The 20,097-nt window shown below is 71.2% G+C and carries 20 protein-coding genes and 1 riboswitch; of the genes, 6 read left to right on the top strand and 14 right to left on the bottom strand.

Translation table 11 applies throughout. From position 1 onward, the window contains the following. Window positions 1–302 precede the first annotated feature (302 nt). Window positions 303–938, top strand: a complete 636-nt coding sequence (locus tag MMF94_RS23795; RefSeq protein WP_241039364.1) for a phosphoribosylanthranilate isomerase — start codon at window positions 303–305, stop codon at window positions 936–938. Between the two features lie 163 nt (window positions 939–1,101). Here MMF94_RS23795 and MMF94_RS23790 read toward each other — a convergent pair whose 3' ends face one another. From MMF94_RS23790 to MMF94_RS23770, 5 genes are read right to left on the bottom strand one after another with little or no spacing between them, the layout of a single operon-like run. Further along, window positions 1,102–1,455, bottom strand: a complete 354-nt coding sequence (locus tag MMF94_RS23790) for an L-rhamnose mutarotase (RefSeq protein ID WP_241039363.1) — start codon at window positions 1,453–1,455, stop codon at window positions 1,102–1,104. Window positions 1,456–1,480: 25 nt separating this feature from the next. Beyond that, window positions 1,481–2,584, bottom strand: coding sequence for a rhamnose ABC transporter substrate-binding protein (gene rhaS / locus MMF94_RS23785; RefSeq protein WP_241039362.1), 1,104 nt, complete (start codon window positions 2,582–2,584; stop codon window positions 1,481–1,483). Between the two features lie 11 nt (window positions 2,585–2,595). Beyond that, on the bottom strand, window positions 2,596–3,654 hold the full coding sequence (locus MMF94_RS23780; protein ID WP_241039361.1) for an ABC transporter permease: 1,059 nt from the start codon (window positions 3,652–3,654) through the stop codon (window positions 2,596–2,598). Continuing rightward, window positions 3,641–4,696 (bottom strand): ABC transporter permease, encoded by a 1,056-nt coding sequence (locus tag MMF94_RS23775; RefSeq protein ID WP_241039360.1) that lies wholly within the window; start codon window positions 4,694–4,696, stop codon window positions 3,641–3,643. The genes MMF94_RS23780 and MMF94_RS23775 overlap by 14 nt, the downstream gene beginning before the upstream one ends. Beyond that, window positions 4,693–6,207, bottom strand: a complete 1,515-nt coding sequence (locus MMF94_RS23770) for a sugar ABC transporter ATP-binding protein (protein ID WP_241039359.1) — start codon at window positions 6,205–6,207, stop codon at window positions 4,693–4,695. Before MMF94_RS23770 ends, MMF94_RS23775 begins: the two co-directional genes overlap by 4 nt. 267 nt (window positions 6,208–6,474) lie before the next feature. Here MMF94_RS23770 and MMF94_RS23765 point away from each other — a divergent pair, with 267 nt between their 5' ends. The 4 genes from MMF94_RS23765 to MMF94_RS23750 are packed head-to-tail and all read left to right on the top strand — an operon-like array spanning window position 6,475 to window position 10,349. After that, window positions 6,475–7,494, top strand: coding sequence for a LacI family DNA-binding transcriptional regulator (locus MMF94_RS23765; protein WP_241039383.1), 1,020 nt, complete (start codon window positions 6,475–6,477; stop codon window positions 7,492–7,494). 19 nt (window positions 7,495–7,513) lie between these two features. Continuing rightward, window positions 7,514–8,251: a (Fe-S)-binding protein gene (locus MMF94_RS23760; RefSeq protein WP_241039358.1), complete on the top strand. Its 738-nt coding sequence runs from the start codon at window positions 7,514–7,516 to the stop codon at window positions 8,249–8,251. Further along, entirely contained in the window at window positions 8,248–9,723 is a 1,476-nt protein-coding gene (locus MMF94_RS23755; protein ID WP_379660493.1) for a LutB/LldF family L-lactate oxidation iron-sulfur protein, read from the top strand. The genes MMF94_RS23760 and MMF94_RS23755 overlap by 4 nt, the downstream gene beginning before the upstream one ends. After that, entirely contained in the window at window positions 9,720–10,349 is a 630-nt protein-coding gene (locus MMF94_RS23750) for a LutC/YkgG family protein (protein WP_241039357.1), read from the top strand. The genes MMF94_RS23755 and MMF94_RS23750 overlap by 4 nt, the downstream gene beginning before the upstream one ends. Before the next feature lie 7 nt (window positions 10,350–10,356). Here the strand turns inward: MMF94_RS23750 and MMF94_RS23745 are convergent, their stop codons facing one another. The 5 genes from MMF94_RS23745 to MMF94_RS23725 form a co-directional block, all read right to left on the bottom strand. After that, window positions 10,357–11,238, bottom strand: coding sequence for a dihydrodipicolinate synthase family protein (locus tag MMF94_RS23745; RefSeq protein ID WP_241039356.1), 882 nt, complete (start codon window positions 11,236–11,238; stop codon window positions 10,357–10,359). A 55-nt stretch (window positions 11,239–11,293) separates the two neighbouring features. Then, window positions 11,294–11,548: a hypothetical protein gene (locus MMF94_RS23740; protein WP_241039355.1), complete on the bottom strand. Its 255-nt coding sequence runs from the start codon at window positions 11,546–11,548 to the stop codon at window positions 11,294–11,296. Between the two features lie 40 nt (window positions 11,549–11,588). Then, window positions 11,589–12,356, bottom strand: a complete 768-nt coding sequence (locus MMF94_RS23735; protein ID WP_241039354.1) for an ABC transporter ATP-binding protein — start codon at window positions 12,354–12,356, stop codon at window positions 11,589–11,591. After that, window positions 12,349–13,137, bottom strand: a complete 789-nt coding sequence (locus MMF94_RS23730) for an ABC transporter permease (RefSeq protein ID WP_241039353.1) — start codon at window positions 13,135–13,137, stop codon at window positions 12,349–12,351. Before MMF94_RS23730 ends, MMF94_RS23735 begins: the two co-directional genes overlap by 8 nt. Then, window positions 13,134–14,174, bottom strand: coding sequence for an ABC transporter substrate-binding protein (locus MMF94_RS23725; protein ID WP_241039352.1), 1,041 nt, complete (start codon window positions 14,172–14,174; stop codon window positions 13,134–13,136). The genes MMF94_RS23730 and MMF94_RS23725 overlap by 4 nt, the downstream gene beginning before the upstream one ends. Next, a riboswitch (TPP riboswitch) is annotated at window positions 14,166–14,278 on the bottom strand. Its footprint overlaps the gene before it by 9 nt. 143 nt (window positions 14,279–14,421) lie before the next feature. On the opposite strand from MMF94_RS23725, the gene MMF94_RS23720 reads away from it, so the two are divergent. Further along, window positions 14,422–15,024 (top strand): DUF1989 domain-containing protein, encoded by a 603-nt coding sequence (locus tag MMF94_RS23720; RefSeq protein WP_241039351.1) that lies wholly within the window; start codon window positions 14,422–14,424, stop codon window positions 15,022–15,024. A 214-nt stretch (window positions 15,025–15,238) separates the two neighbouring features. Here MMF94_RS23720 and MMF94_RS23715 read toward each other — a convergent pair whose 3' ends face one another. From MMF94_RS23715 to MMF94_RS23700, 4 genes are all read right to left on the bottom strand, one after another. Continuing rightward, complete coding sequence (locus MMF94_RS23715) at window positions 15,239–16,441, bottom strand: ROK family transcriptional regulator (RefSeq protein WP_241039350.1); 1,203 nt, start codon at window positions 16,439–16,441, stop codon at window positions 15,239–15,241. Then, a complete protein-coding gene (locus MMF94_RS23710; protein WP_241039349.1) occupies window positions 16,438–17,916 on the bottom strand; it encodes a sugar ABC transporter permease in 1,479 nt (492 codons plus the stop codon). The genes MMF94_RS23715 and MMF94_RS23710 overlap by 4 nt, the downstream gene beginning before the upstream one ends. Next, window positions 17,916–18,689, bottom strand: a complete 774-nt coding sequence (locus MMF94_RS23705) for an ATP-binding cassette domain-containing protein (RefSeq protein WP_241039348.1) — start codon at window positions 18,687–18,689, stop codon at window positions 17,916–17,918. Before MMF94_RS23705 ends, MMF94_RS23710 begins: the two co-directional genes overlap by 1 nt. A 77-nt stretch (window positions 18,690–18,766) precedes the next feature. Beyond that, complete coding sequence (locus MMF94_RS23700) at window positions 18,767–19,882, bottom strand: sugar ABC transporter substrate-binding protein (RefSeq protein WP_241039347.1); 1,116 nt, start codon at window positions 19,880–19,882, stop codon at window positions 18,767–18,769. Window positions 19,883–20,097: the final 215 nt, after the last annotated feature.

Below are 20,097 nucleotides of genomic sequence, written 5' to 3'. Positions count from 1 at the left end.
CAACAGTTGAATCACATCGGCGCCCGATCAGTCAGCGATGTCCGCCTAGGCAGCCCGGGATCGTGCCCGACTGTGAGGCTTGACTGCGATCTATGCCATAGCTACGTTTCCCCGGACTCTGATTGAAACGAATCAATCGGAGCCAGACCATGGGCCTGCCGGGGTCACCCTGCTGAACGAGCGGCGCGTTCGTCCCATAGGCCGGGACGAGCGCGCCGACCGTTCAACGGGTTGGACCGCGAGGCGGTGATACCGGCCCTCCCTCCTTGGCCGTGCAGCAGTCCGGCGGATAAGAAGGCGGCATGGTTCGCGTCAAGATCTGCGGGATCACCACGCCGTCCGATGCCACGTTCGCTGCGGAGTGCGGGGCCGATGCGATCGGGCTGAACTTCTATCCGAAGTCGCCGCGGTTCCTCACGCCCGACGGGGCCGAGGACATCGTCCGGGCGCTACCGCCGTTCTCCACGCTCGTCGGACTGTTCGTCGGTACCCCGGACGACGAGGTGGCGAACACCGTGCGCGGTTTCGGCCTGCGTGCTGTGCAGTCCTACCCCGAACGACCGCCCGGCCGAAGCTACTTCCCCGCGGCGCACGTCCCCGCGTTCCGCGTACGGGACGCCGCCTCGCTGGAGCTCATCACGCGGTACGTCCGGGCGGCACGCACGGCGGGCGTGGCACCCGCGGCCGTCCTCGTGGACGCGCACGTCGAGGGGAAGCTCGGCGGCACGGGGCATGTCGCGCCGTGGGACCTGCTCGCCGGGTTCGACCCCGGGGTGCCGGTCGTCCTCGCCGGCGGGCTCACCCCGGACAACGTGGCCGACGCCATCCGCGCCGTCCGGCCGTGGGCCGTCGACGTGGCCAGCGGCGTCGAGTCGGCCCCCGGCCGCAAGGACCCCGCCCGGGTGAGAGCGTTCATGCAGGCAGCACGGGCTGCGTAGATCCGCATAGATCCGAACAACGAACGAGCGGCGCGTTGATCCACGAGATCTGGACCAACGCGCCGCTCGTACCACCGGGCCCCCCTGAAACGAGCCCTCGGCTCGTTCCACCCGGCTTCCCCCCGACGAACCCAGCACTCACGACGCCACACTCGGACCCGGGTCAAGGCTCCGTGGTGGCGGCACGTGTGAGTTGGTCCTCCAGGTGGAAGATCTCCTCCAGAAGCAGGAAGCCCTCGTCCGGGCCGCGGCCGTCGAGGCCGGTGAAGAACTGCTGCATCTCCGCCTGCCAGCGGGCGTTCACCTCGGTTGCCGCCATCGCCCGCTGGGCGGCGGCGAGATCGTCGGCTTCGACGTACCCGATGAGCAGGCCGTCCGTGCGCAGGAAGAGCGAGTAGTTGCGCCAACCGGAGTCGCGCAGGGCGGCGAGCATGTCCGGCCACACCGCCCGGTGCCGCTCTACGTACTCCTCCAGGCGGTCGGGCCGGACCTGGAGCTGGAAGCAGTAGCGCGGCACCGGGCGGTCCCCCTTCTCACAGCGGTCAGAAGTCGAACTGGTCGATGTTCTGTGCGGTGAACACCGTGGGCGGGCCGAGGACGATCTCGCCGTCGGTGCCGATCGTGTACTTGCCGAGCTTGCCTGCGGTAAACGTCTCGCCCTGCTTGCCGGTGATCTGCCCGGACGCGAGGGCGGCCCCGGCGTAGCCGGCGAGGTAGCCGATGTCGGCGGGGTTCCACAGCGCGAACTGCGACACCGTGCCGTCCTTGACGAACTCGCGCATCTGGTTCGGCGTGCCGAGCCCCGTGACGGCGACCTTGCCCTTGTAGCTGGAGCTGCTGACGTACCGCGCAGTGGCGGCGATGCCCACGGTGGTGGGCGAGACGATCGCCTTCAGGTTCGGGTAGGTCTGCAGCAGACCCTGGGCCTCCTGGAACGACTTCTGGTCGTCGTCGTTGCCGTAGACCGTGGCCACGAGCTTCATGCCGGCGTTCTCCGGCTTCTTCAGCTCCTGCTCCATCACCGCGATCCACGCGTTCTGGTTCGTCGCGTTCGGCGTGGCCGACAGGATCGCGATGTCACCCTGGCCGCCGGTCAGCTCGCGCGTCATCGAAACGAGGGTCTCGCCGATGCCCTGCGTGGTCGCCTGGTTGACGAAGACGTCGCGGCACTGCTTCGCGGCGTCGGAGTCGAACGCGACGACCTTGATGCCGGCGTCGCGAGCCTGGTTGAGCGAGGGGCAGACCGCGTTCGGGTCGTTCGCGGCGATGCCGATCACGTCCTGCTGCTGCTGGATCAGCGTGTTGATGTAGCTGACCTGTGACGATGCGCTCGCGTCGTTGGGCCCGACGAGCTTGTACTCGCCCTTCAGCTCGGTGACCGCCGCCTGGCCGCCGCCCGCCTCGATGTCGGAGTACGGGTTGTTCAGCTGCTTGGGCAGGAAGGCGATCTTGAGGCCCTCCTTCAGCGGCGCGTTCGGGTCGGCGGTCGCGGCGCTGGCTCCACCACCGGAGCTGTCGCCCTGGTCTGCGGTCGACTCGCGGGTGGTGCCGCCGCAGGCCGATAGACCGACGGCCAGCACGAGCCCGGCCGCGACGGGCACGAGCCCGCGGCGAAAGGTGCCCGCTCGGGCGGAGCGCAGGGACATGGGGTTGCCTTTCAGGAGGACCGGAGGGCCGGCGTCGGTGACGGTTCGGAGTCTGGGGAGGCGGGCGGCGGTGGGCCGGACGGGCGGCGGCGCCGCAACGCGGCCTGCACGTTTCTCGCCAGGTTGGGCGCGAGGACGGAGATGATGAGCAGCAGCCCGGTGACGACGCTGAGCGCCTCGTTCGAGACGTCGTCCAGGCGCAGCGCGTTCTGCAGCGCGGTCAGCAGGAGCACACCGCCGAGGACGCCCCAGAGGGTGCCCTTGCCGCCGAAGATCGAGACGCCGCCGAGCAGCACCGCGGCGACGACGGCCAGTTCGAGCCCGGTGCCGTTGTCGGCGCGGGCGCTGGAGTAGCGCAGCGTCCACAGCACTCCGGCCAGCGCCGCGACCGCGCCGCAGACGACGTAGAGCCAGAACTTCACGCGCGTGACGCGGACGCCGGCGAACCGGGCGGCCTCGGCGTTCGCTCCGATGGAGAAGAGCCCACGCCCGGCCGGGGTCAGGTGCAGCACGACCGCGAAGACGAGCCCGAGCACGAGGAGCGGGATCACCAGCAATGGGATGCCGGTGCCGGCGATGTCACCGGTGACGAGGTCGGTGTAGCTCTCCGGGAAGTCGGCGACCGCGCGGTCGCCGAGCACGACGAAGGCGAGACCGCGGTAGAGGGCGAGGGTGCCGATCGTGACGGCGAGCGAGGGCAGCCCGAACACGGTGACGAAAGTGCCGTTCAGCGCGCCCAGCACAGCGCCGAGCAGCACGCAGACCGGGATGATCGTCTCCAGCGGGAGTCCGGCCTCCCACAGCGCACCCATCACGGCACTGGAGAGCCCGAGCGTGCTCGCGACCGAGAGGTCGATCTCCCCGGTGACGATGATCAGGGTCATCGGCAGCGCGATGAGTGCGATCGGGGCGAGGTCGAGCACCAGGAACGAGAGGTTGCGGGTCGAGGCGAAGTTGTCGACGGTGAACGACGCGATGATCACGAACACGATCAGCACGCCGATGATCGCGGCGTCCCACGAGGTCAGCCTGCCGAGCAGGCGCCGGGCGGGCTGGTCAGGAGACGGCATGTGATTCCCTCCGGCGCAGCGATGCGGAGATGCGGGCGGCGACCAGCCGGTCGGTGCCGATGGCCAGCAGGATCAGCGCACCGACGATCGCCTGCTGCCAGAACTGGTCGATGCCGAGCACCGGCAGCGCGCTGCCGATGGTGGTGAGCAGGAGGGCGCCGATCGCCGCGCCCCAGACGGTGCCGCTGCCGCCGAAGACGGCGACGCCTCCGACCACGACGGCCGCGACGACGTTGAGCTCGTAGCCCGTGCCCGCCGCGGCGTCGATCGTGCCGAACCGGGCGGCGAAGAGCACCCCGGCGAGCCCGGCGAGCGCGCCGCTGACCACGAACGCCGCCAGCGTGCGGCGCCCCACCGGGATCCCGGCCAGGCGCGCGGCCTCGGGGTTGGAGCCCATGGCGTAGAGCTCCCGCCCGGACCGGTAGGTCCGCAGGAAGATCCCCGCCACCACGACGACCACCAGCGCGATGAGGATGAGCCACGGCACGCCCAGGACCGTGGCCGTGCCGAAGGACAGGAACCCCGGCGGCAGCTCGTCGGCGTTGATCTGCTGGCCGCCCGCCCAGAAGAACCCGATCCCGCGGAAGACGTAGAGCGTTCCCAGCGTGACGACCAGCGCGGGCACGTTGCCGAACCGCACGAGCACGCCGTTGACCAGACCGCAGACGGCCCCGAAGACCAGCCCCGCGAGCAGCGCGATCACCACCGGCACGCCGGGCGCCGCCTGCAGCAGGGAACCGACCGCGAACGCCGAGAGACCCAGCACCGAGCCGACCGACAGGTCGATGTTGCGGGTGATCACCACGACCGACTGCCCGACGGCGAGCACGATGGTGATCGCCGCGGCCAGGACGAGGTCCCGGATGCTCTGCCCGGAGAGGAACCGGGGGTTTACGACCGCGGTGACGACGATCAGGGCCGCGAGCGCGAGGACGATGCCGAGCTCGCGCGCCCGCAGGATGAACCCGACCCGCGAACCGGCCGCGCGGTCGCGCTCCACGGTCGGCGCGGGACCGGTGGACGGAGGAGAGACCGTGGTCATGCCGCCGCGCCCTGCCCGGTGGCCGCGAACATGACGGCCTGCTCGGACGCCTCGGCCCGCGGAAGTTCGGCCACCAGCCGTCCCTCCCTCATCACGAGCACCCGGTCGGCCATGCCCAGCACCTCCGGCAGCTCCGAGGACACCATCACGATCGCGACGCCCTCAGCCGCGAGATCCGACAGCAACCGGTGCACCTCGGCCTTCGTACCGACGTCGATCCCACGGGTGGGCTCGTCGACGATCAACACCCGAGGGCGCGTCGAGAGCCACTTGGCCAGCACGACCTTCTGCTGGTTACCGCCCGAGAGCCGGCCGACGGGGTCGGTCAGATGGGCGTACTTCGTCTGCAGGCGCGCCGCCCAGTCGCGGGCGAAGCGCCGCTCCCCGCCGCCGACCAGCAGGCCCAGCTTCGTCAGGCTGCCCAGCCGGGTGGCGGTGATGTTGCGCTCGATCGAGGCCTCCAGCACGAGGCCCTGCTGCCTGCGGTCCTCGGGCACGAGCGCGACACCGGCGCGCATGGCCGCCGCGGGTGAGCCGGCACGCAACTGCTTCCCGTCGACCCGCACCCAGCCTGCGTCACGGGGGTCGACCCCGAAGACCGCCTGCACCACCTCGGAGCGCCCGGCGCCGACGAGGCCGGCGAGCGCGACGATCTCCCCCGCACGCACCGTGAACGACACGTCCGAGAAGACCCCTGCGCGGCTGAGGCTCTCGACCTCGAGCACGACCTCACCCGGCACGACGTCGCGCTTGGGGAACAGTGTCTCGAGCGGGCGGCCCACCATCCGCCGCACCATCTCCTCGACGGTGAGCCCGTCCAGCGGGTCGGTGGAGACGTGGGCGCCGTCGCGCATGATCGTGACCCGCTGGCACAGGGCCGTGATCTCCTCGAAGCGGTGGGAGATGAACAGCAGCGCGGCGCCTCCTGCGCGCAGCGACTCGGCCACGGCGAACAGGCGCCGCACCTCCACACCGGTGAGCGCGGCGGTGGGCTCGTCCATCACGATCACCCGGGCGTCGAGCGACAGCGCCTTCGCGATCTCGACGATCTGCTGGTCGGCGATCGAGAGGCCGCGGGCGGGACGGTCGGGGTCGATGGCCACCCCGAGCTGGCCGAAGTAGGCCTCGGCGCGGGCGTTCATGGCGCGACGGTCGATCCGCCGCCCGGAGCGCAGGGGCTGGCGGCCCATGAAGATGTTCTCCGCGACCGAGAGGTCCGGGAAGAGCGTGGGCTCCTGGTAGATCACGGCGATGCCGGCGGCCAGGGCGTCGGCCGGCGAGTGCAGCTCCACTGGCTGCCCGTCGAGCTCGATCGTGCCCGTGTCCGGACGATGCAGCCCGGCGAGCATCTTGACGATCGTCGACTTGCCGGCGCCGTTCTCCCCCACGAGGGCGTGCACCTCGCCGCCATACAGCGGAAAGGAGACGTCCCGGACGGCGGAGACGGCACCGAAGGACTTCGCCACCGAGCGGACCGCGAGCAGCGGCTTGCTCGGATCTGGGCTCGCCATCCGGCCCTCCTCCAGCATCTTTGATGAAACGTTTCAAATGGTGAGCCACGCGACCGTACGGGCCACAGATAGAGCGTGTCAAGGTCGAACCAGCAGCACAAGACCCTGGCGACGAGGGGGCCGGGCTCCACGTTCGGCGGGTTCTCCGGGCAAATGACTACTACCTGCATGGCACTCTTGTACGTTTCAGTGCCACACGGCATGCTGCCGGAATCGAGTTCGAGGATCGGAGATCACGAGGTGGTGACGGGATCGGGCACGCCCAGCATGAAGGACGTCGCTGCGCATGCGCGCGTCTCGCTGGGCACCGTCTCCAACGTCCTGAACCGGCCGGAACTGGTCAGCGAACGCACGCGCAAACGCGTCCTCGCGGCCATCTCCGAGCTGGGTTTCGTGCGGAACGAGTCAGCACGCCAGCTCCGGGGCGGAGGTAGCCGCACGCTCGCCTACGTCGTACTCGATGCCGCCAACCCGTTCTTCACCGACGTGGCACGCGGGGTCCAGGACGCCGCCGACGCCGCCGGGCTCGCACTGTTCCTCTGCAACAGCGGCGAGGACCAGGAGCGCCAGGCCGCCTACCTCGACCTCCTCGAGCAGCAGCGCGTCGAGGGCGTGCTCATCACCCCGGTCGACGCCGCCGACCCCCGCATCACCGCGCTCGCCCGGCGCGGCACGCCCGTGGTGATCGTCGACCGTGGCGCGGGCCCGCAGCACTGCTCCGTCACCGTGGACGACCAGCTCGGTGGCGAGCTGGCGGTCACCCACCTGCTCGACAGCGGCCACCGCAGGATCGCGTTCGTCGGAGGGCCCCGCTCGATCGGGCAGGTCCGCGACCGCATCGCAGGCGCCGAACGGGCCATCGCACGCGCGGGCACCGGCGAGCTGACGGTGCTGGAGACCCCCCGCCTCGACGTCGCCCAGGGCCGTCGCGCCGGGGAGCGCCTGGCCGGCCTACCCGCCGCGCACCGGCCCACAGCAGCGTTCTGCGCCAACGACCTGCTCGCGCTCGGGCTGCTTCAGCAGATGGTCCGGCTGGGGCTGCGGGTGCCCGAGGACATCGCGATCGTCGGCTACGACGACATCGAGTTCGCCGAGGCCGCCGCCGTGCCGCTGACGTCGGTGGCGCAGCCACGCCACCGGCTCGGGCGCACCGCTGCCGAGCTGCTCCTCGCAGAGGCCCGCAACCCGGAGACGCACGAACACCAGCAGGTCATGTTCGCCCCCGAGCTCGTGGTGCGGGCGTCCACGCGGTTGGGCGGCGCCGTAAGGTCCACCACGGTCGCCTGAGGCGGCGGGAGAGGGAGCAATGAAGATCGCCCTGTTCGTGACGTGCCTGGCCGACGCTCTGTACCCCCAGGTCGGACAGGCCACGGTCACGCTGCTCGAACGGCTGGGCCACGAGGTCGTCTTCCCCGCGGCACAGACGTGCTGCGGGCAGATGCACGTCAACACCGGATACCAGCGCGAGGCCCTCCCGCTGGTGCGCCACCACGTCGAGACCTTCGAGGACTTCGACGTCGTCGTGGCTCCGTCGGGCTCCTGCGTCGGGTCGGTTCGCCACCAGCACGCGATGGTCGCCCGCAGAGCCGGCGACCAGGCGCTCGCCGAGCGGGCCGAGGCGGTCGCCACGCGCACCTACGAGCTGTCCGAGCTGCTGATCGACGTGCTCGGGGTGGAGGACGTCGGTGCGTACTACGCGCACCGGGTCACCTACCACCCCACCTGCCACTCGCTGCGCATGCTGCGCGTCGACGACAAACCGCTGCGGCTGCTGCGCCACGTCCGCGGAATGACGCTGCTGGAGCTACCCGAGGCCGACCAGTGCTGCGGGTTCGGCGGCACCTTCGCGATGAAGAACCCCGACACGTCCACGGCGATGCTGGCCGACAAGATGAAGAACGTGATCACCACCGGGGCGGAGGTCGCCACGGCGGGTGACTCGTCCTGCCTGATGCACATCGGCGGCGGGCTCTCCCGGCTGCGCACCGGCACCCGCACGGTCCACCTGGCGGAGATCCTGGCCGGCACGGAGTCGGTGGCATGAGCTCCACCGATCTCGGCATGCCCGCCGTCGCCCCGCGCGGAGTGGGCCACCTGCGCGGCGAGCAGTCCTTCCCCGCCGCCGCCCGCACCGCGCTGGCCGACTCCCAGCTGCGGCGCAACCTCGGCCATGCCACGCGCACCATCCGCACGAAGCGGGCGTCGGTCGTGGCCGAGCTGGACGACTGGGAGCAGCTGCGGCTCGCGGGCGAGGCCCTCAAGACCGCCACGATGGCGCGCCTCGACGAGCACCTGGAGCGCCTGGAGAAGGCGGTGCAGGCCCGCGGCGGTGTCGTGCACTGGGCGCGCGACGCCAACGAGGCCAACGCGATCGTCACCGGCCTCGTGGCCGCCACCGGCGAGTCCGAGGTGGTCAAGGTCAAGTCGATGGCCACCCAGGAGATCGGGCTCAACGAGGCACTGGAGGCCGCGGGCATCACGGCCCACGAGACCGACCTCGCCGAGCTGATCGTCCAGCTCGGCGGCGACATGCCGAGCCACATCCTCGTGCCCGCCATCCACCGCAACCGCGCCGAGATCCGCGACATCTTCCTGCGCGAGATGCCCGGCGTCGACCCGCGGCTCACCACCGAGCCGCGTCGGCTCGCCATGGCGGCCCGTGCGCATCTGCGCGAGCGTTTCCTGCGCGCCAAGGTGGCGATCTCGGGCGCCAACTTCGGGGTGGCCGACACGGGCACGCTGCTCGTGGCGGAGTCCGAGGGCAACGGGCGGATGTGCCTGACCCTGCCGGACACGCTGATCACGGTGATGGGCATCGAGAAGGTCGTGCCCACCTGGCAGGACCTCGAGGTGTTCCTGCAGCTGCTTCCGCGCAGCTCCACCGGCGAGCGGATGAACCCCTACAACTCGGCGTGGACCGGCGTCACCCCCGGCGACGGCCCGCAGACCTTCCATCTCGTGCTGCTCGACAACGGGCGCACCGCCGCCCTCGCCGACGAGATGGGCCGCACCGCGCTGCACTGCATCCGGTGCTCGGCGTGTCTCAACGTGTGTCCCGTCTACGAGCGGGCGGGCGGCCACGCGTACGGCTCGGTGTATCCGGGCCCGATCGGCGCGGTGCTGTCGCCGCAGCTCACCGGCGTGGAGGACAACGCGTCGCTGCCCTATGCGTCGAGCCTCTGCGGAGCCTGCTTCGACGCCTGCCCGGTGCGGATCGACATCCCGTCGCTCCTGGTACGGCTGCGGGCCCGGCACGTCGACGAGCAGCGATCCGTGCACCGCGTCCCGAGCGCGGAGGCTCTCGCGATGGCCGCCGCGGCGTGGGTGATGGCCTCGCCCACGCGGTTCGCGGCCGCCGAGAAGACATCGCGCGCCGCACGCCTGCTCGGCCGCGCGACCGGACGGATCTCGGCGCTCCCGCCGCCCCTGTCGGCCTGGACGGCGAGCCGGGACGCGCCGCGCCCGCCTGCGGAGACCTTCCGCGAGTGGTGGGCCCGCAACCGGGGCACCTCATGAGCGCTCGCGAGGACGTGCTGGCCCGTATCCGCGAGGCCAACCGCGAGGCGGGCCGCCCGGCGCCACCCGAGATCCCCCGCGGCTACCACCGCAGCGGCGGGCACGCACCCGGCGCGCCCGAGCTGCTCGCGCTGTTCCGCGACCGGCTCGTCGACTACCGCGCCACGGTGATCGACACGCCCGCCGACGGCGTGCCGGCCGCGATCCGCGTCGCGCTGGCCGAGGTGGCGGGCCCTGTCGTGGTGCCGCCCGGCCTGCCCGACGACTGGGTGCCCGCGGGCGTCATGGACGGCTCCGCAGGCGTGGGCGTCCTCTCCCCCGCCGACCTCGACGAACACGCCGCCGTGGTCACCGCCTGCGCGGCCGCGTGCGCCACCACCGGCACGATCGCGCTGGACGGCTCACCCGACCAGGGGCGCCGGGCGCTGACCCTCGTGCCGGACGTGCACGTCTGCGTGGTGCGCGCCGCCCAGGTGGTGCAGACCGTCCCGGAGATGCTGGCGGCGCTGGAGCCGACCCGTCCGATCACGTTCATCAGCGGACCGTCGGCCACAAGCGACATCGAGCTGCAACGCGTGGAGGGCGTCCACGGCCCCCGCACGTTGATCGTGGTGCTGGTGGGCTGACTCGGCGTCAGGCCACCGGTGCCTGAAGGGCCACCAGCCGGTCGATCCGCTCCCGCTCCTCGGCACCGACCAGCGGTGCCGGCATCCGCATCACGCCGGTGCCGAGCCCCATGCCCGCGAGCGCGTGCTTGATCCCTTGCGGGCTGCCGAGCGCGGCGGTGACCTCGTCGACCTCGGCCTGGGCCGTGCGCTCGGCCTCCGCGTCGCCGCGCGCCACAGCGTCGGCGAGGGCGGTGAACGGCTCCGGGAACGCGGAGGCGGCGGCCGAGACGACACCGCGGCCGCCGGCCGGGACGACGGAGGCGAGGGCGGCGTCGTCGCCGGACCAGAGCACTGAACCCGTGGGAAGAGCAGCCACGAACTCGGCCAGCAGGCCGGCCGCCGCGCCGCTGAGCTTGGCCCCGGCGAGCCCGCTCTCGGCCGCCGTGCGCGCGAAATCCTCCGCGTCGGCCGGGACGCCCGTGCGGTCCGGAAAGAGGTAGCCGTAGACCACGGCGTCCCCGCAGGCCTCGGTGATCGCGGCGAAGTGCCGCGTGACCGTGCCGGAGTCGACGGCCAGGTAGTAGGGCGTGATCGCGGCGAGGCGCCGAGCCCCGGCGGCGACGGCGTCGCGGGCGATCGTGACGGCGTCGCGGGTGGCGGCCGCGCCGATGTGGGCCACTACGCGCTCCGGGCCGAAGACGTCGAGCGCGATCTCGAGCAGGTCGCGCCGCTCGGCGCGGTGCAGTGCCGGGAACTCGCCGGTGGTGCCGGCGACGAACACCCCGTCGAGGCGGCCCACCAGCCCCGTCAGCAGCGCCCGGTTGGCCTCCCTGTCGAGCTCACCCGCCTCATCGACGAGTGTGGGAACGGCGGCCAGCACGTCGGCGCGGGAACTGCGAGCGGACATGCTCACGACTGTAGTTCGACCAGTTCCGGTGGCGAGGAAACGGGGTTCCGCGTCACTAGGCCGTCTCGCCGGAATCGGCCTGGCCGGGCCGGCGGAGAAAGCGGTAGTTCGCCGGACGCAGCCGCATGGCGTGCAGCACGATGACCGGGTCGCCCGGGGCAACGACCACCTCGATCAGGTCGCGGCCCGCCGTCAGCCCGATGCGCAGCTCGACGTCTCCCTGCACGACCGTGCGCAGTGGCGCGGCGAGCACCTGGCGGATGTCGTCGGCGGCTATCCCGTGCTTGCGGGCGCTGCGGGTCAGTCGCACAGACGCATGCTACGAGCACTCGCGAGGGCCGCGAGCACGGTCACCGGGAGCCGTTCCGCAGCACCGTGAGCAACTCCTCCTCGATCGCCGCGAACTGCGGGGAGGTGATCAGCCCGATCTCCCGCGGCCGCGGCAGGTCGACGTTCACCTCGCGCCGCACGTGCGTGGGCCGCGGCCCGAGCACCAGCACACGGTCGGAGAGGAACACCGCCTCCCGGATGTCGTGGGTGATCAGCAGCACGGTCCAGCCGAACCGGGTGCGCACGTCGTCGAGCCAGGTCTGCATGTCGGTGCGGGTGAGCGAATCCAGCGCGCCGAACGGCTCGTCGAGCAGCAGCACCGCGCGGTCCTGCACCACCGTGCGCAGCAACGCGGCCCGCTGGCGCATCCCGCCGGACAGCTCGTACGGGTGGGCCGACTCGAACCCGGACAGCCCGAACTCGGCGAAGAGCGGCCGGGCTCGCTCGCGGGCGGCCCGCCGGGACATCCCGGCCACCTCCAGGCCCAGCGTCGTGTTGTCCAGGACGGTGCGCCACGGGAAGAGCAGATCCTGCTGGGGCATGTACGCGAAGGGGTCGACGCGACCGGTGGCGTCCACGCCGTCGACGAGGACCCGGCCGGAGTCGGGCCGTTCCAGGCCCGCGATCACGTTGAACAGCGTGGACTTGCCGCAGCCGCTCGGCCCGATCACGGAGACGAACTCACCGGGCGCCACGTCGAAGGTCACCCCGCCGAGCACCGGGAGCCCCGGGTAGGCCTTCCGGAGATCGTCGAGCACCAGCTTGGTCTCGTGGCCGCCCTCAGGCACGACGACGCTCCTTCCCGTGCCACGGGATCACCAGCCGTTGCACGAGGTAGGTGAGGACGAACAGCCCAACGGACAGCAGCGCCGTCACCACCACCGCCGCGAGCACGAGATCCGTGCGGAAGGAGTTCTTCTGCAGGCTCATGAAGATCCCGAGCCCCGCCGTCGCACCGACGTACTCGGCGAAGATCGCTCCGGTCACGGCGTAGGTGATGCCGATCCGCAGCGCCGTGAAGAACGACGGCATGGCCCCGGGCAGGCGCACGTAGCGGAACTGCTTCCAGCGCGACGCCCCCATGCTGCGCAGCAGGTTGGTGGCCTGCCGGTCGGTGGCGGAGAACCCCTCGATCAGCCCGACGGCGATCGGGAAGAACGTCACGAGCGCGATCACCAGCACCTTCGGCAGCAGGCCGAACCCGAACCAGATGATCAGCAGCGGCGCGATCGCGATGATCGGCAGCGTCTGGGACGCCACGAGGAGCGGCGTGAGCGCCCGTCGCAACCACGGGGAGAAGTCCACGGCGATCGCCAGTGCCCAGCCCAGCGCCAGCGACACCCCGAACCCGACCGCCGTGACCTGCAGCGTCGGCAGCGTGTTCTCCCACAACTGCTCGCGGAACGCCCAGCCCTGCGTGGCCACGCGCAGCGGCGAGGGCAGCACCTGTGGCCGGACTCCGGCGGCCGTGACGTACCACTGCCAGGCCACGAGCCCGAGCGCGACGAGGACGAGCGACGGCACGACGGCCGAGGCCGTGCGCCGGCCGCCCGTGCGCGGCGCGCTCATGGCTTCGCCAGGTACTGGTTGGTGAACCAGGTCGAGAAGTCCGGCCGCTGGGTGAGCGGCTTCCCGTCCGGTCCGGTGAGCACGCCGGAGTCGAAGACCCACCCCGAGAAGCCCGACCACTCGCCCAGCGTCTGCTCGCCCACCTTGCCGGACCCGTCACGGAGGAACTGATCGGCGAGCATCTGCTGGCTGCGCATGACGAGCTCGGGCTCCGTGAAGACGCCGGGGTTGGCGTCCATCAGCAGCTGGGCGGCCTTGGCCGGGTCGTCCGCGCCGAGCTGGTAGCCGCGCTGCGCCGCCTGCACGAACTTCGCGGCCAGGTCGGGGTGGGCCTGCAGCCAGGGGCTGTTGCCGATCAGCAGCACGTTGTAGGCGTCGGGGAAGCCGTAGTCGGTGTAGGCGAAGGTCTTGAGCGGCTGGCCGTGCAGCTCGGCCTCGATGCCTTCCCAGGCCATGAACGGCTCGGTGAAGTCGACCTGCCCCGCGTAGAGCGCCTCGTACGCGGAGGTGCCGAGGACCACGGTCGTGAAGTCGCCCTTGCCCCCGGCGTCGCGGATGACGGCCTGCATCTTGGGCTCCTCCCCCGGCCCGCCGAACCCGCCGTAGGTCTTGCCGTCGAGATCCTTCGGGGAAGTGATGTCGGCCCGGTCGGCCTTCACCGCGATGCGCGTGGCCCAGTGCTGCAGCACCGCCATCACCGACGTGATGTCCGCGCCTGCCGCCTTCGAGAAGGTGAACGAGTCCTGGAAGCTGATGCCGAAGTCCGCCGCTCCCGACGAGACGAGCGTGTCGGGCGAGGTGTTGTTGTACGGCAGGAACTGCACGTCCAGCCCGGCGTCGCGGAACCAGCCCTCCTGCTGCGCCACGTAGAGACCGGTGTGGTTGGTGTTGGGCGTCCAGTCCAGGGCGACCCGGATCGTCTGCCCGCCACCGGCCCCGCCCGCACCCCCGGCACCGCCGCCTGCGCACCCGGCCAGCACGAGCAGGAGCACCGCGGCCAGGACGACGGAGATCCGGTGCGAACGTACGCCGATCACGAGGTTCCTCCCTACGCCGGCATTAACCGGGTCAGGTTCGAACGGTCGGCGGCCGGTCCTGCCGCCCTCTCAGCCTCGGATCGTGGGCTCCCGCGGGTCTCCGGGATGATACGTGGCGACGCAAACCGACGCATACGACGTCCCTTCCAGGCGGTTCGTCCGTGTTCTGGCGCCGACCCGCCCCGAGCCCGATGCCTGCGGGTTCGTCCCCTCGACGTGGCCTGCGCCACGCGCTGGAATGGCAGATATGCAGGCATCACGAGAAACCTCCGTTGTCGAGGTTCCCGCAGGCACCGGCCGCGCCGTCCGTGTCGCCGCGGGCGATCGCGTGCGCGTGATCGACCCGGACGGTGGCCAGGTCGGTGATGTCTTCGCATTCACCGGCGCGGAGCACCACAGCGCGTCGCACACCCGCGCGGCGACAAGCCGGCTGTTCCCGGCTGTCGGCGAGCACTTCGTGACGCAACGGCGCCGCCCGATCCTCACGCTGGTCGAGGACGCCTCACCCGGGTACCACGACATGCTGATCGCGGCGTGCGACCCCGAGCGGTACGCGGCGCTCGGCGCGAGCGAACACCGATCGTGCGCGGAGAACCTGCGGGAGGCGCTCGCCGACGCCGGGCACGACTACACCGGGCCCACGCCGCAGCCGATCAACGTCTTCATGCGGATCCCGGTGGAGCAGGACGGGCGGTTGCGGTGGCTCGAGGCAGCGACGTCCCCAGGTGACTCCATCACCTTCGAGGCCGTGCTGGACTGCGTCGTCGCGGTCTCCGCCTGCCCGCAGGACATCGTCGGGATCAATGCGGGTTCGCTGTCGCCGCTCCTGATCGAGGTGACGTCATCGTGAGCGCGAAACATCCGTCCGGCGCGCCCGTGACGCCGGGCCGCCGAGGCGCACCGGCGCGGACGGCCTTTCCTCTCGATTCTCCCTGACCGAAGCAGGATTCGACGTCTGCACGTCGAGCGGCGTGAACGACGCGGGATCGCACGGCGCGTTCATCGGCGGGTGAACCGCCGAGCCTGGTGCCGGCCGTTGATCGCCGGGAGTGGAGAGTGCGGCCTCAGACCGCCACGAGGACCGGTTCGAAGGCGAGTTCGGCCGCGCCGACCAGCTTCGCGTCACGGCCGAGGGGGCTCGTCTCGATCCGCGTGCCTCCCACCGCCCGGCTCACGAGGCTGCGTTCGTGCACCATCGTGCGGACCTTCGCGACCACCGCCGGGGGCAGGGCGGTGAACAGGTCGCCGAGCACCACCAGCTCGGGAGCCATCATGTTCACCACGGTGATGAGCCCCGTGGCGAGCCATGTCGCGAAGTCGTCGAGCCTGCCGGGCTGCGCGGCGCCCTCGAGCGACCGGAGCTCCGCCACCACCACGCCGCGCGGGGCGTCCTCGGCGAGCCCGAGCGCCCGGCACAGCGCCGCCTCCCCCACCTCGGTCTCCCAGCATCCGCGAGATCCGCAGTAGCAGGGCCGCCCGCCGGGCCGGACCACGAGGTGCCCGATCTCGCCGACATAGCCGCGCGTGCCGCGCAGGGGACGGCCCGCGGAGATCACGCCGCCGCCCACGCCCTTGTCGGCCGAGATGTAGACCAGGTCGTCGACGTCACGTGCGTCCCCTCGGACGTGCTCGGCGAGGGCGCCGAGCTCGGCGTCGTTCGCCACCTGCACGGGGACCTTCAGCACCGCGCCGAGCCTGCGGCCCAGTGCGACGTCACGCCAGCCGAGGTTGGGCGCCTCGTGCACGAAGCCGTCGTCACTGCGGATCACACCCGGCACCGACACCCCCACGCCCTGCGCCGTGACGGCCAGCTCCTCGGAGAGCAGCTGGGCCGACTCGGCGACGTGGGTGATCACCTCGCCCGGCGTGCGGGTGCGGTGGTGCAGGTTCCAGCTGTGGCGCCCGAGCATCTGTCCACCGATGCCGACCATCGACATCGACACCTGCTCGACCCGCACGTCCACGGCCAGCACGACGGCGGCCTCCGGCTCGGGCAGCACCATCAGCGACGGGCGTCCGGCGCCGTTGCGCTGCACCGGTAGTGCCTCGGTGACCACACCGGCCTCGGCGAGGCCGTCGACCACCGCCTTGATCGTGCTGCGGTTGAGCCCGAGCTCGCTGGCGAGGGTGGCTCGCGTGCAGGGACCGTCGACGTGCAGGCGCCGCAGCAACGCTGCGCGGTTGTGCCGCCTGGCCTCGTCCGGCCGGGCGCCCGCGGTGGCGGCGGACGGACCGCCGCCACCGTCACCGCCCCAGGTGCGGTTCACCTGGTGGCGACCGCCGAACGCCGCCGCGACAGCACGTCCACGCCCGCCGCGAGAAGCAGCACGATCCCGTTGACAAGGAAGACGACGGACGCGGGCTGGCCGAGCAGGCCCAGTCCGTTGTTCACCGTGGCCAGCACCGCGCCACCGATGACCGCGTTGCTCAGGCGCCCACGGCCCCCGAACAGCGACGTCCCGCCGATCACGGCTCCACCGACCGCGAACAGCAGCGTGTTGCCGCCACCCGCGCTCGGCGACACCGAGCCGACCTTCGACGAGTAGATGATCGCGCCGATGGCCGCGAAGGCCGTGGAGATCACGAACACGGCGGCCCGGATGCGGACCACGTCGATACCGGCGCGGCGCGCGGCCTCCCGGTTGCCACCGACCGCGTAGACGTGCCGGCCGAAGCGCGTGCGGTCGAGGACGTAGGTACCGGCGACGAGCAGCACGAGCACGATCGGCACCACGTAGGGCACGCCCGAGATCACCAGCTGGCCCGGCGAACGGTTCACCGTCAGCAGGTAGGTCGCCACCGCGGCGAGCACGACCACGGCGCCGGTCTTGATCAGGACGAGGCCCGTCGGCTGGGCGACGAGACCGAGCCTGCGCCGGGAGACCTGACGGTTGAGCATGACCGCGGCGTAACCGCCCGCGGCCACGACGAACAGAATCCAGCTCCCCAGTGTCGAGAGGTTGCCGTTGGCCACGGCGTTGATCACCGGGTCGCGCAGCCCGAGCGTGCCGCCGTCACCGATGAGCTGCAGGATCACGCCCTGCCAGGCGATGAACAGCGCCAGCGTCACGACGAACGACGGCATGCCGACCTTCGCGACGAGGAAGCCGGTGAGGCAGCCGATCACGACGCCGACCAGCACGGCGAGCAGCATCTCGAGCCACGGGTTCGGGGCGAACCCGATGAGAAGGAGCAGCAGCGCTCCCGCGGAGGCCACCGCGCCCGCCCAGATCCGCAGCAGCACCGCCAGCACGATCGCGAGGACGATCACCGCGGCGAACAGCAGGAAGACGGGCGTGCCCATCGCGCCGAGCAGGTTGCCGTTGCTCACGAGGTGCAGCGCCATCACCGAAGCGGTGAGCCCGGACGCCGTGCCGGCCGCCAGGTCGATCTCCCCGGTGAGCAGGACGAACACCAGGCCCATCGCGATGATCGTCTGCCCGGCGCCCTGCTGGAGGAGGTTGGCGAGGTTCAGCAGGCTCGGGAACGTGTCCGGTGCGAGCACCGTGAACAGGATGAAGAGCGCGAGCAGGCCGAGCAGGGCCGGCAGGGCGCCCAGGTCGCCGCCGCGCAGGTTGGTCAGGTAGCCACGGATCGCCTCGCCCGTGCTCCGCGCCGTGGTGTCGATGCCGAAGTCGGCCGCGCGCGAGGAGGCAGGCGCTGCCCGCTCGGCCGCGCTCGTCCCGCTGCTCGGGGCAGCCTTTTCCGTCTGGGCCTCGGGGCCCTCGGTGGGTGCCGTCATCAGACCGTCACGCTCTCGGGTCGCTGCAGGCCGAGATCCCCGGAACGGCCCGCGGTGATCAGCTCGACGGCCTGCGTGTTGGTGATGTCCTTGGTGGGCACCTGGGCGACCATCCGGCCCAGGTACAGGGTGGCGATGCGGTCGGAGACCTCGAAGACGTCGGCCATGTTGTGGCTGATCAGCACGACACCGAGGCCTTGCTCGGCGAGTCGCCGGATGAGGTCGAGCACCTGACGGGTCTGGGCGACGCCCAGCGCGGCCGTGGGCTCGTCGAGCAGCACGACCTTGGAGTCCCAGAGCACAGCCTTGGCGATGGCGACGGTCTGCCGCTGTCCGCCGGACAACGCCGCCACCGGCATCCGCACGGAGGTCACCGTGCGCACCGAGAGCGACGCGAGGGTGCGCCGGGCGGCCTGCTCCATGTCGGCCTCGTCGAGGAGCCAGGACTTGCCGCGCTCCCGGCCGAGGAACATGTTCTGGACGATGTCGAGATTGTCGGCCAGCGCGAGGTCCTGGTAGACGACCTCGATGCCGAGCTTCGAGGCGTCGGTGGGAGCGTTGAGCGTCACCGGCCTGCCCTCGAAGAGCACCTCGCCACTGTCGATCGGGTGGATGCCGGCGACGCACTTCACGAGCGTCGACTTGCCGGCACCGTTGTCTCCGACCAGCGCGGTGACCTCACCGGCGCGGACGGTGAGGTCGACGTCGTGCAGCACCTGGACGGCGCCGAAGCTCTTGTTCACCCCGCGCAACTGCAGGATCGGATCAGTCATACGGGCACCTCCGGTGCCCGTGGGCGGATACGAGTGTCAGGGGGCCCCACTCGTATCCGCCCACGAGGGGTCGAGGGTTACTTGATGCCGAGCTGGTCGCAGGCGGTCTGGGTGGCCGCGACGCAGATCTCGGAGGCCTTGACGGCTCCGGCGTCGACCACGGACTTCACGTTGTCCTTGGTGATGAGCTGCGGGGTCAGCAGCACCGACTTCACGTCGCGGTTGCCCTTCGGGTCCTTCTCCGTCTGGGTGGCGATCGCGTCGGCGGCGGCCGTGTCGCCCTTCGCGAGTGCGGCGGCGAGCTTGGCCGTGGCCTCGGCCTCCTGGTCGATCGGCTTGTAGACCGTCATGTACTGGTCGCCGCGGAGGATGGCCTGCAGGCCGTCGGGGGTGGCGTCCTGCCCGGTCACCGGGACCTTGCCGTTGAGGCCGTATTTGGTGAGCACGGTGATGATCGCGCCGGCGAGACCGTCGTTGGCCGCGACCACGCCGTCGACCTTGCCGCCGTTGCTCGTGAGGATCTGCTCGAAGGTGGTGCCGCCCTGCTGGTTGTCCCAGTTGTCGATGGGCTGGGACTGCACCAGCTTGAGGGCGCCATCGCCGTACATCGGCTTGAGCACGTTCTGCTGGCCGTTGTAGAAGAGCGTGGCGTTGTTGTCGGTCGGTGCGCCCTCGATCTCGATGACCTGGGCGCCCTGCTTGCCGCTCAGCGCCTGGGCGAGACCCTGGCCCTGGAGCTCGCCGACCTTGGTGTTGTCGAACGAGACGTAGTAGTCGCTCGTGCCACCGAGGTTGAGGCGGTCGTAGTCGATCACGGGGATGCCCTGCGCCTTGGCCTTCGCGGCCACGGCAGCACCGGACTCACTGCTGATCGAGGCGATGACCAGCACCTTCACGCCGCTGGAGATCATGCCGTCGGCGAGGGTCGAGAACTTCTGCTCGTCGCCCTGCGCGTTCTGGATGTCGGCGTCGAGCCCCTGCGCCTGCATGGCCGCGGTGAGCAGCGGCTTGTCGAAGCCCTCCCACCGGGCGGAGCTGGCGGTCTCCGGGAGGATCACGCCGACCTTCGTCCCGCCGGTCGGAGCGGAGCTCGAGGGGGGCGCCGACGGGGCGGCGGCGTTCTGGCCGCATGCTGCGAGCGTGAGGGCGAGCCCCAGCCCCGCGGCCGCGAGCGCGGCTCTCCTGATGCGCATGGTCGTCCTTCCACATCGTCGGGGATCCCCGCCGGATGCGGGGAAATGTTGCGACGAACAACGTATGTCGCTCGATGGAGTGGCGCCAAGCACACTGGATCGTTTAAGTGATCACTGAGAGGTCACAGTTTCGTGACGGCGACCCGGATTTGTTGCGACCGTCACCGTAAGGATCTTGTTCGCGGTGACCGTCGGCTCCCTGTTGACCGCTGGCC

Source organism: Pseudonocardia alaniniphila, from assembly GCF_022524485.1.
Classification (GTDB): domain Bacteria; phylum Actinomycetota; class Actinomycetes; order Mycobacteriales; family Pseudonocardiaceae; genus Pseudonocardia; species Pseudonocardia alaniniphila.
The sequence above is the reverse complement of the archived record's forward strand: the minus strand, read 5'-3'. Positions and strand labels throughout refer to the sequence as shown.

What these genes read in the sequence shown, in the direction of transcription:
- MMF94_RS23765 (WP_241039383.1), top strand. Translation starts at nt 6,475, where the DNA reads ATGAAGGACGTCGCTGCGCATGCGCGCGTCTCGCTGGGCACCGTCTCC.
- MMF94_RS23700 (WP_241039347.1), bottom strand. Translation starts at nt 19,882, where the DNA reads ATGCGCATCAGGAGAGCCGCGCTCGCGGCCGCGGGGCTGGGGCTCGCC.
- MMF94_RS23755 (WP_379660493.1), top strand. Translation starts at nt 8,248, where the DNA reads ATGAGCTCCACCGATCTCGGCATGCCCGCCGTCGCCCCGCGCGGAGTG.
- MMF94_RS23780 (WP_241039361.1), bottom strand. Translation starts at nt 3,654, where the DNA reads ATGCCGTCTCCTGACCAGCCCGCCCGGCGCCTGCTCGGCAGGCTGACC.
- MMF94_RS23745 (WP_241039356.1), bottom strand. Translation starts at nt 11,238, where the DNA reads ATGTCCGCTCGCAGTTCCCGCGCCGACGTGCTGGCCGCCGTTCCCACA.
- MMF94_RS23775 (WP_241039360.1), bottom strand. Translation starts at nt 4,696, where the DNA reads ATGACCACGGTCTCTCCTCCGTCCACCGGTCCCGCGCCGACCGTGGAG.
- MMF94_RS23720 (WP_241039351.1), top strand. Translation starts at nt 14,422, where the DNA reads ATGCAGGCATCACGAGAAACCTCCGTTGTCGAGGTTCCCGCAGGCACC.
- MMF94_RS23770 (WP_241039359.1), bottom strand. Translation starts at nt 6,207, where the DNA reads ATGGCGAGCCCAGATCCGAGCAAGCCGCTGCTCGCGGTCCGCTCGGTG.
- MMF94_RS23760 (WP_241039358.1), top strand. Translation starts at nt 7,514, where the DNA reads ATGAAGATCGCCCTGTTCGTGACGTGCCTGGCCGACGCTCTGTACCCC.
- MMF94_RS23795 (WP_241039364.1), top strand. Translation starts at nt 303, where the DNA reads ATGGTTCGCGTCAAGATCTGCGGGATCACCACGCCGTCCGATGCCACG.
- MMF94_RS23705 (WP_241039348.1), bottom strand. Translation starts at nt 18,689, where the DNA reads ATGACTGATCCGATCCTGCAGTTGCGCGGGGTGAACAAGAGCTTCGGC.
- MMF94_RS23730 (WP_241039353.1), bottom strand. Translation starts at nt 13,137, where the DNA reads ATGAGCGCGCCGCGCACGGGCGGCCGGCGCACGGCCTCGGCCGTCGTG.
- rhaS (WP_241039362.1), bottom strand. Translation starts at nt 2,584, where the DNA reads ATGTCCCTGCGCTCCGCCCGAGCGGGCACCTTTCGCCGCGGGCTCGTG.
- MMF94_RS23750 (WP_241039357.1), top strand. Translation starts at nt 9,720, where the DNA reads ATGAGCGCTCGCGAGGACGTGCTGGCCCGTATCCGCGAGGCCAACCGC.
- MMF94_RS23710 (WP_241039349.1), bottom strand. Translation starts at nt 17,916, where the DNA reads ATGACGGCACCCACCGAGGGCCCCGAGGCCCAGACGGAAAAGGCTGCC.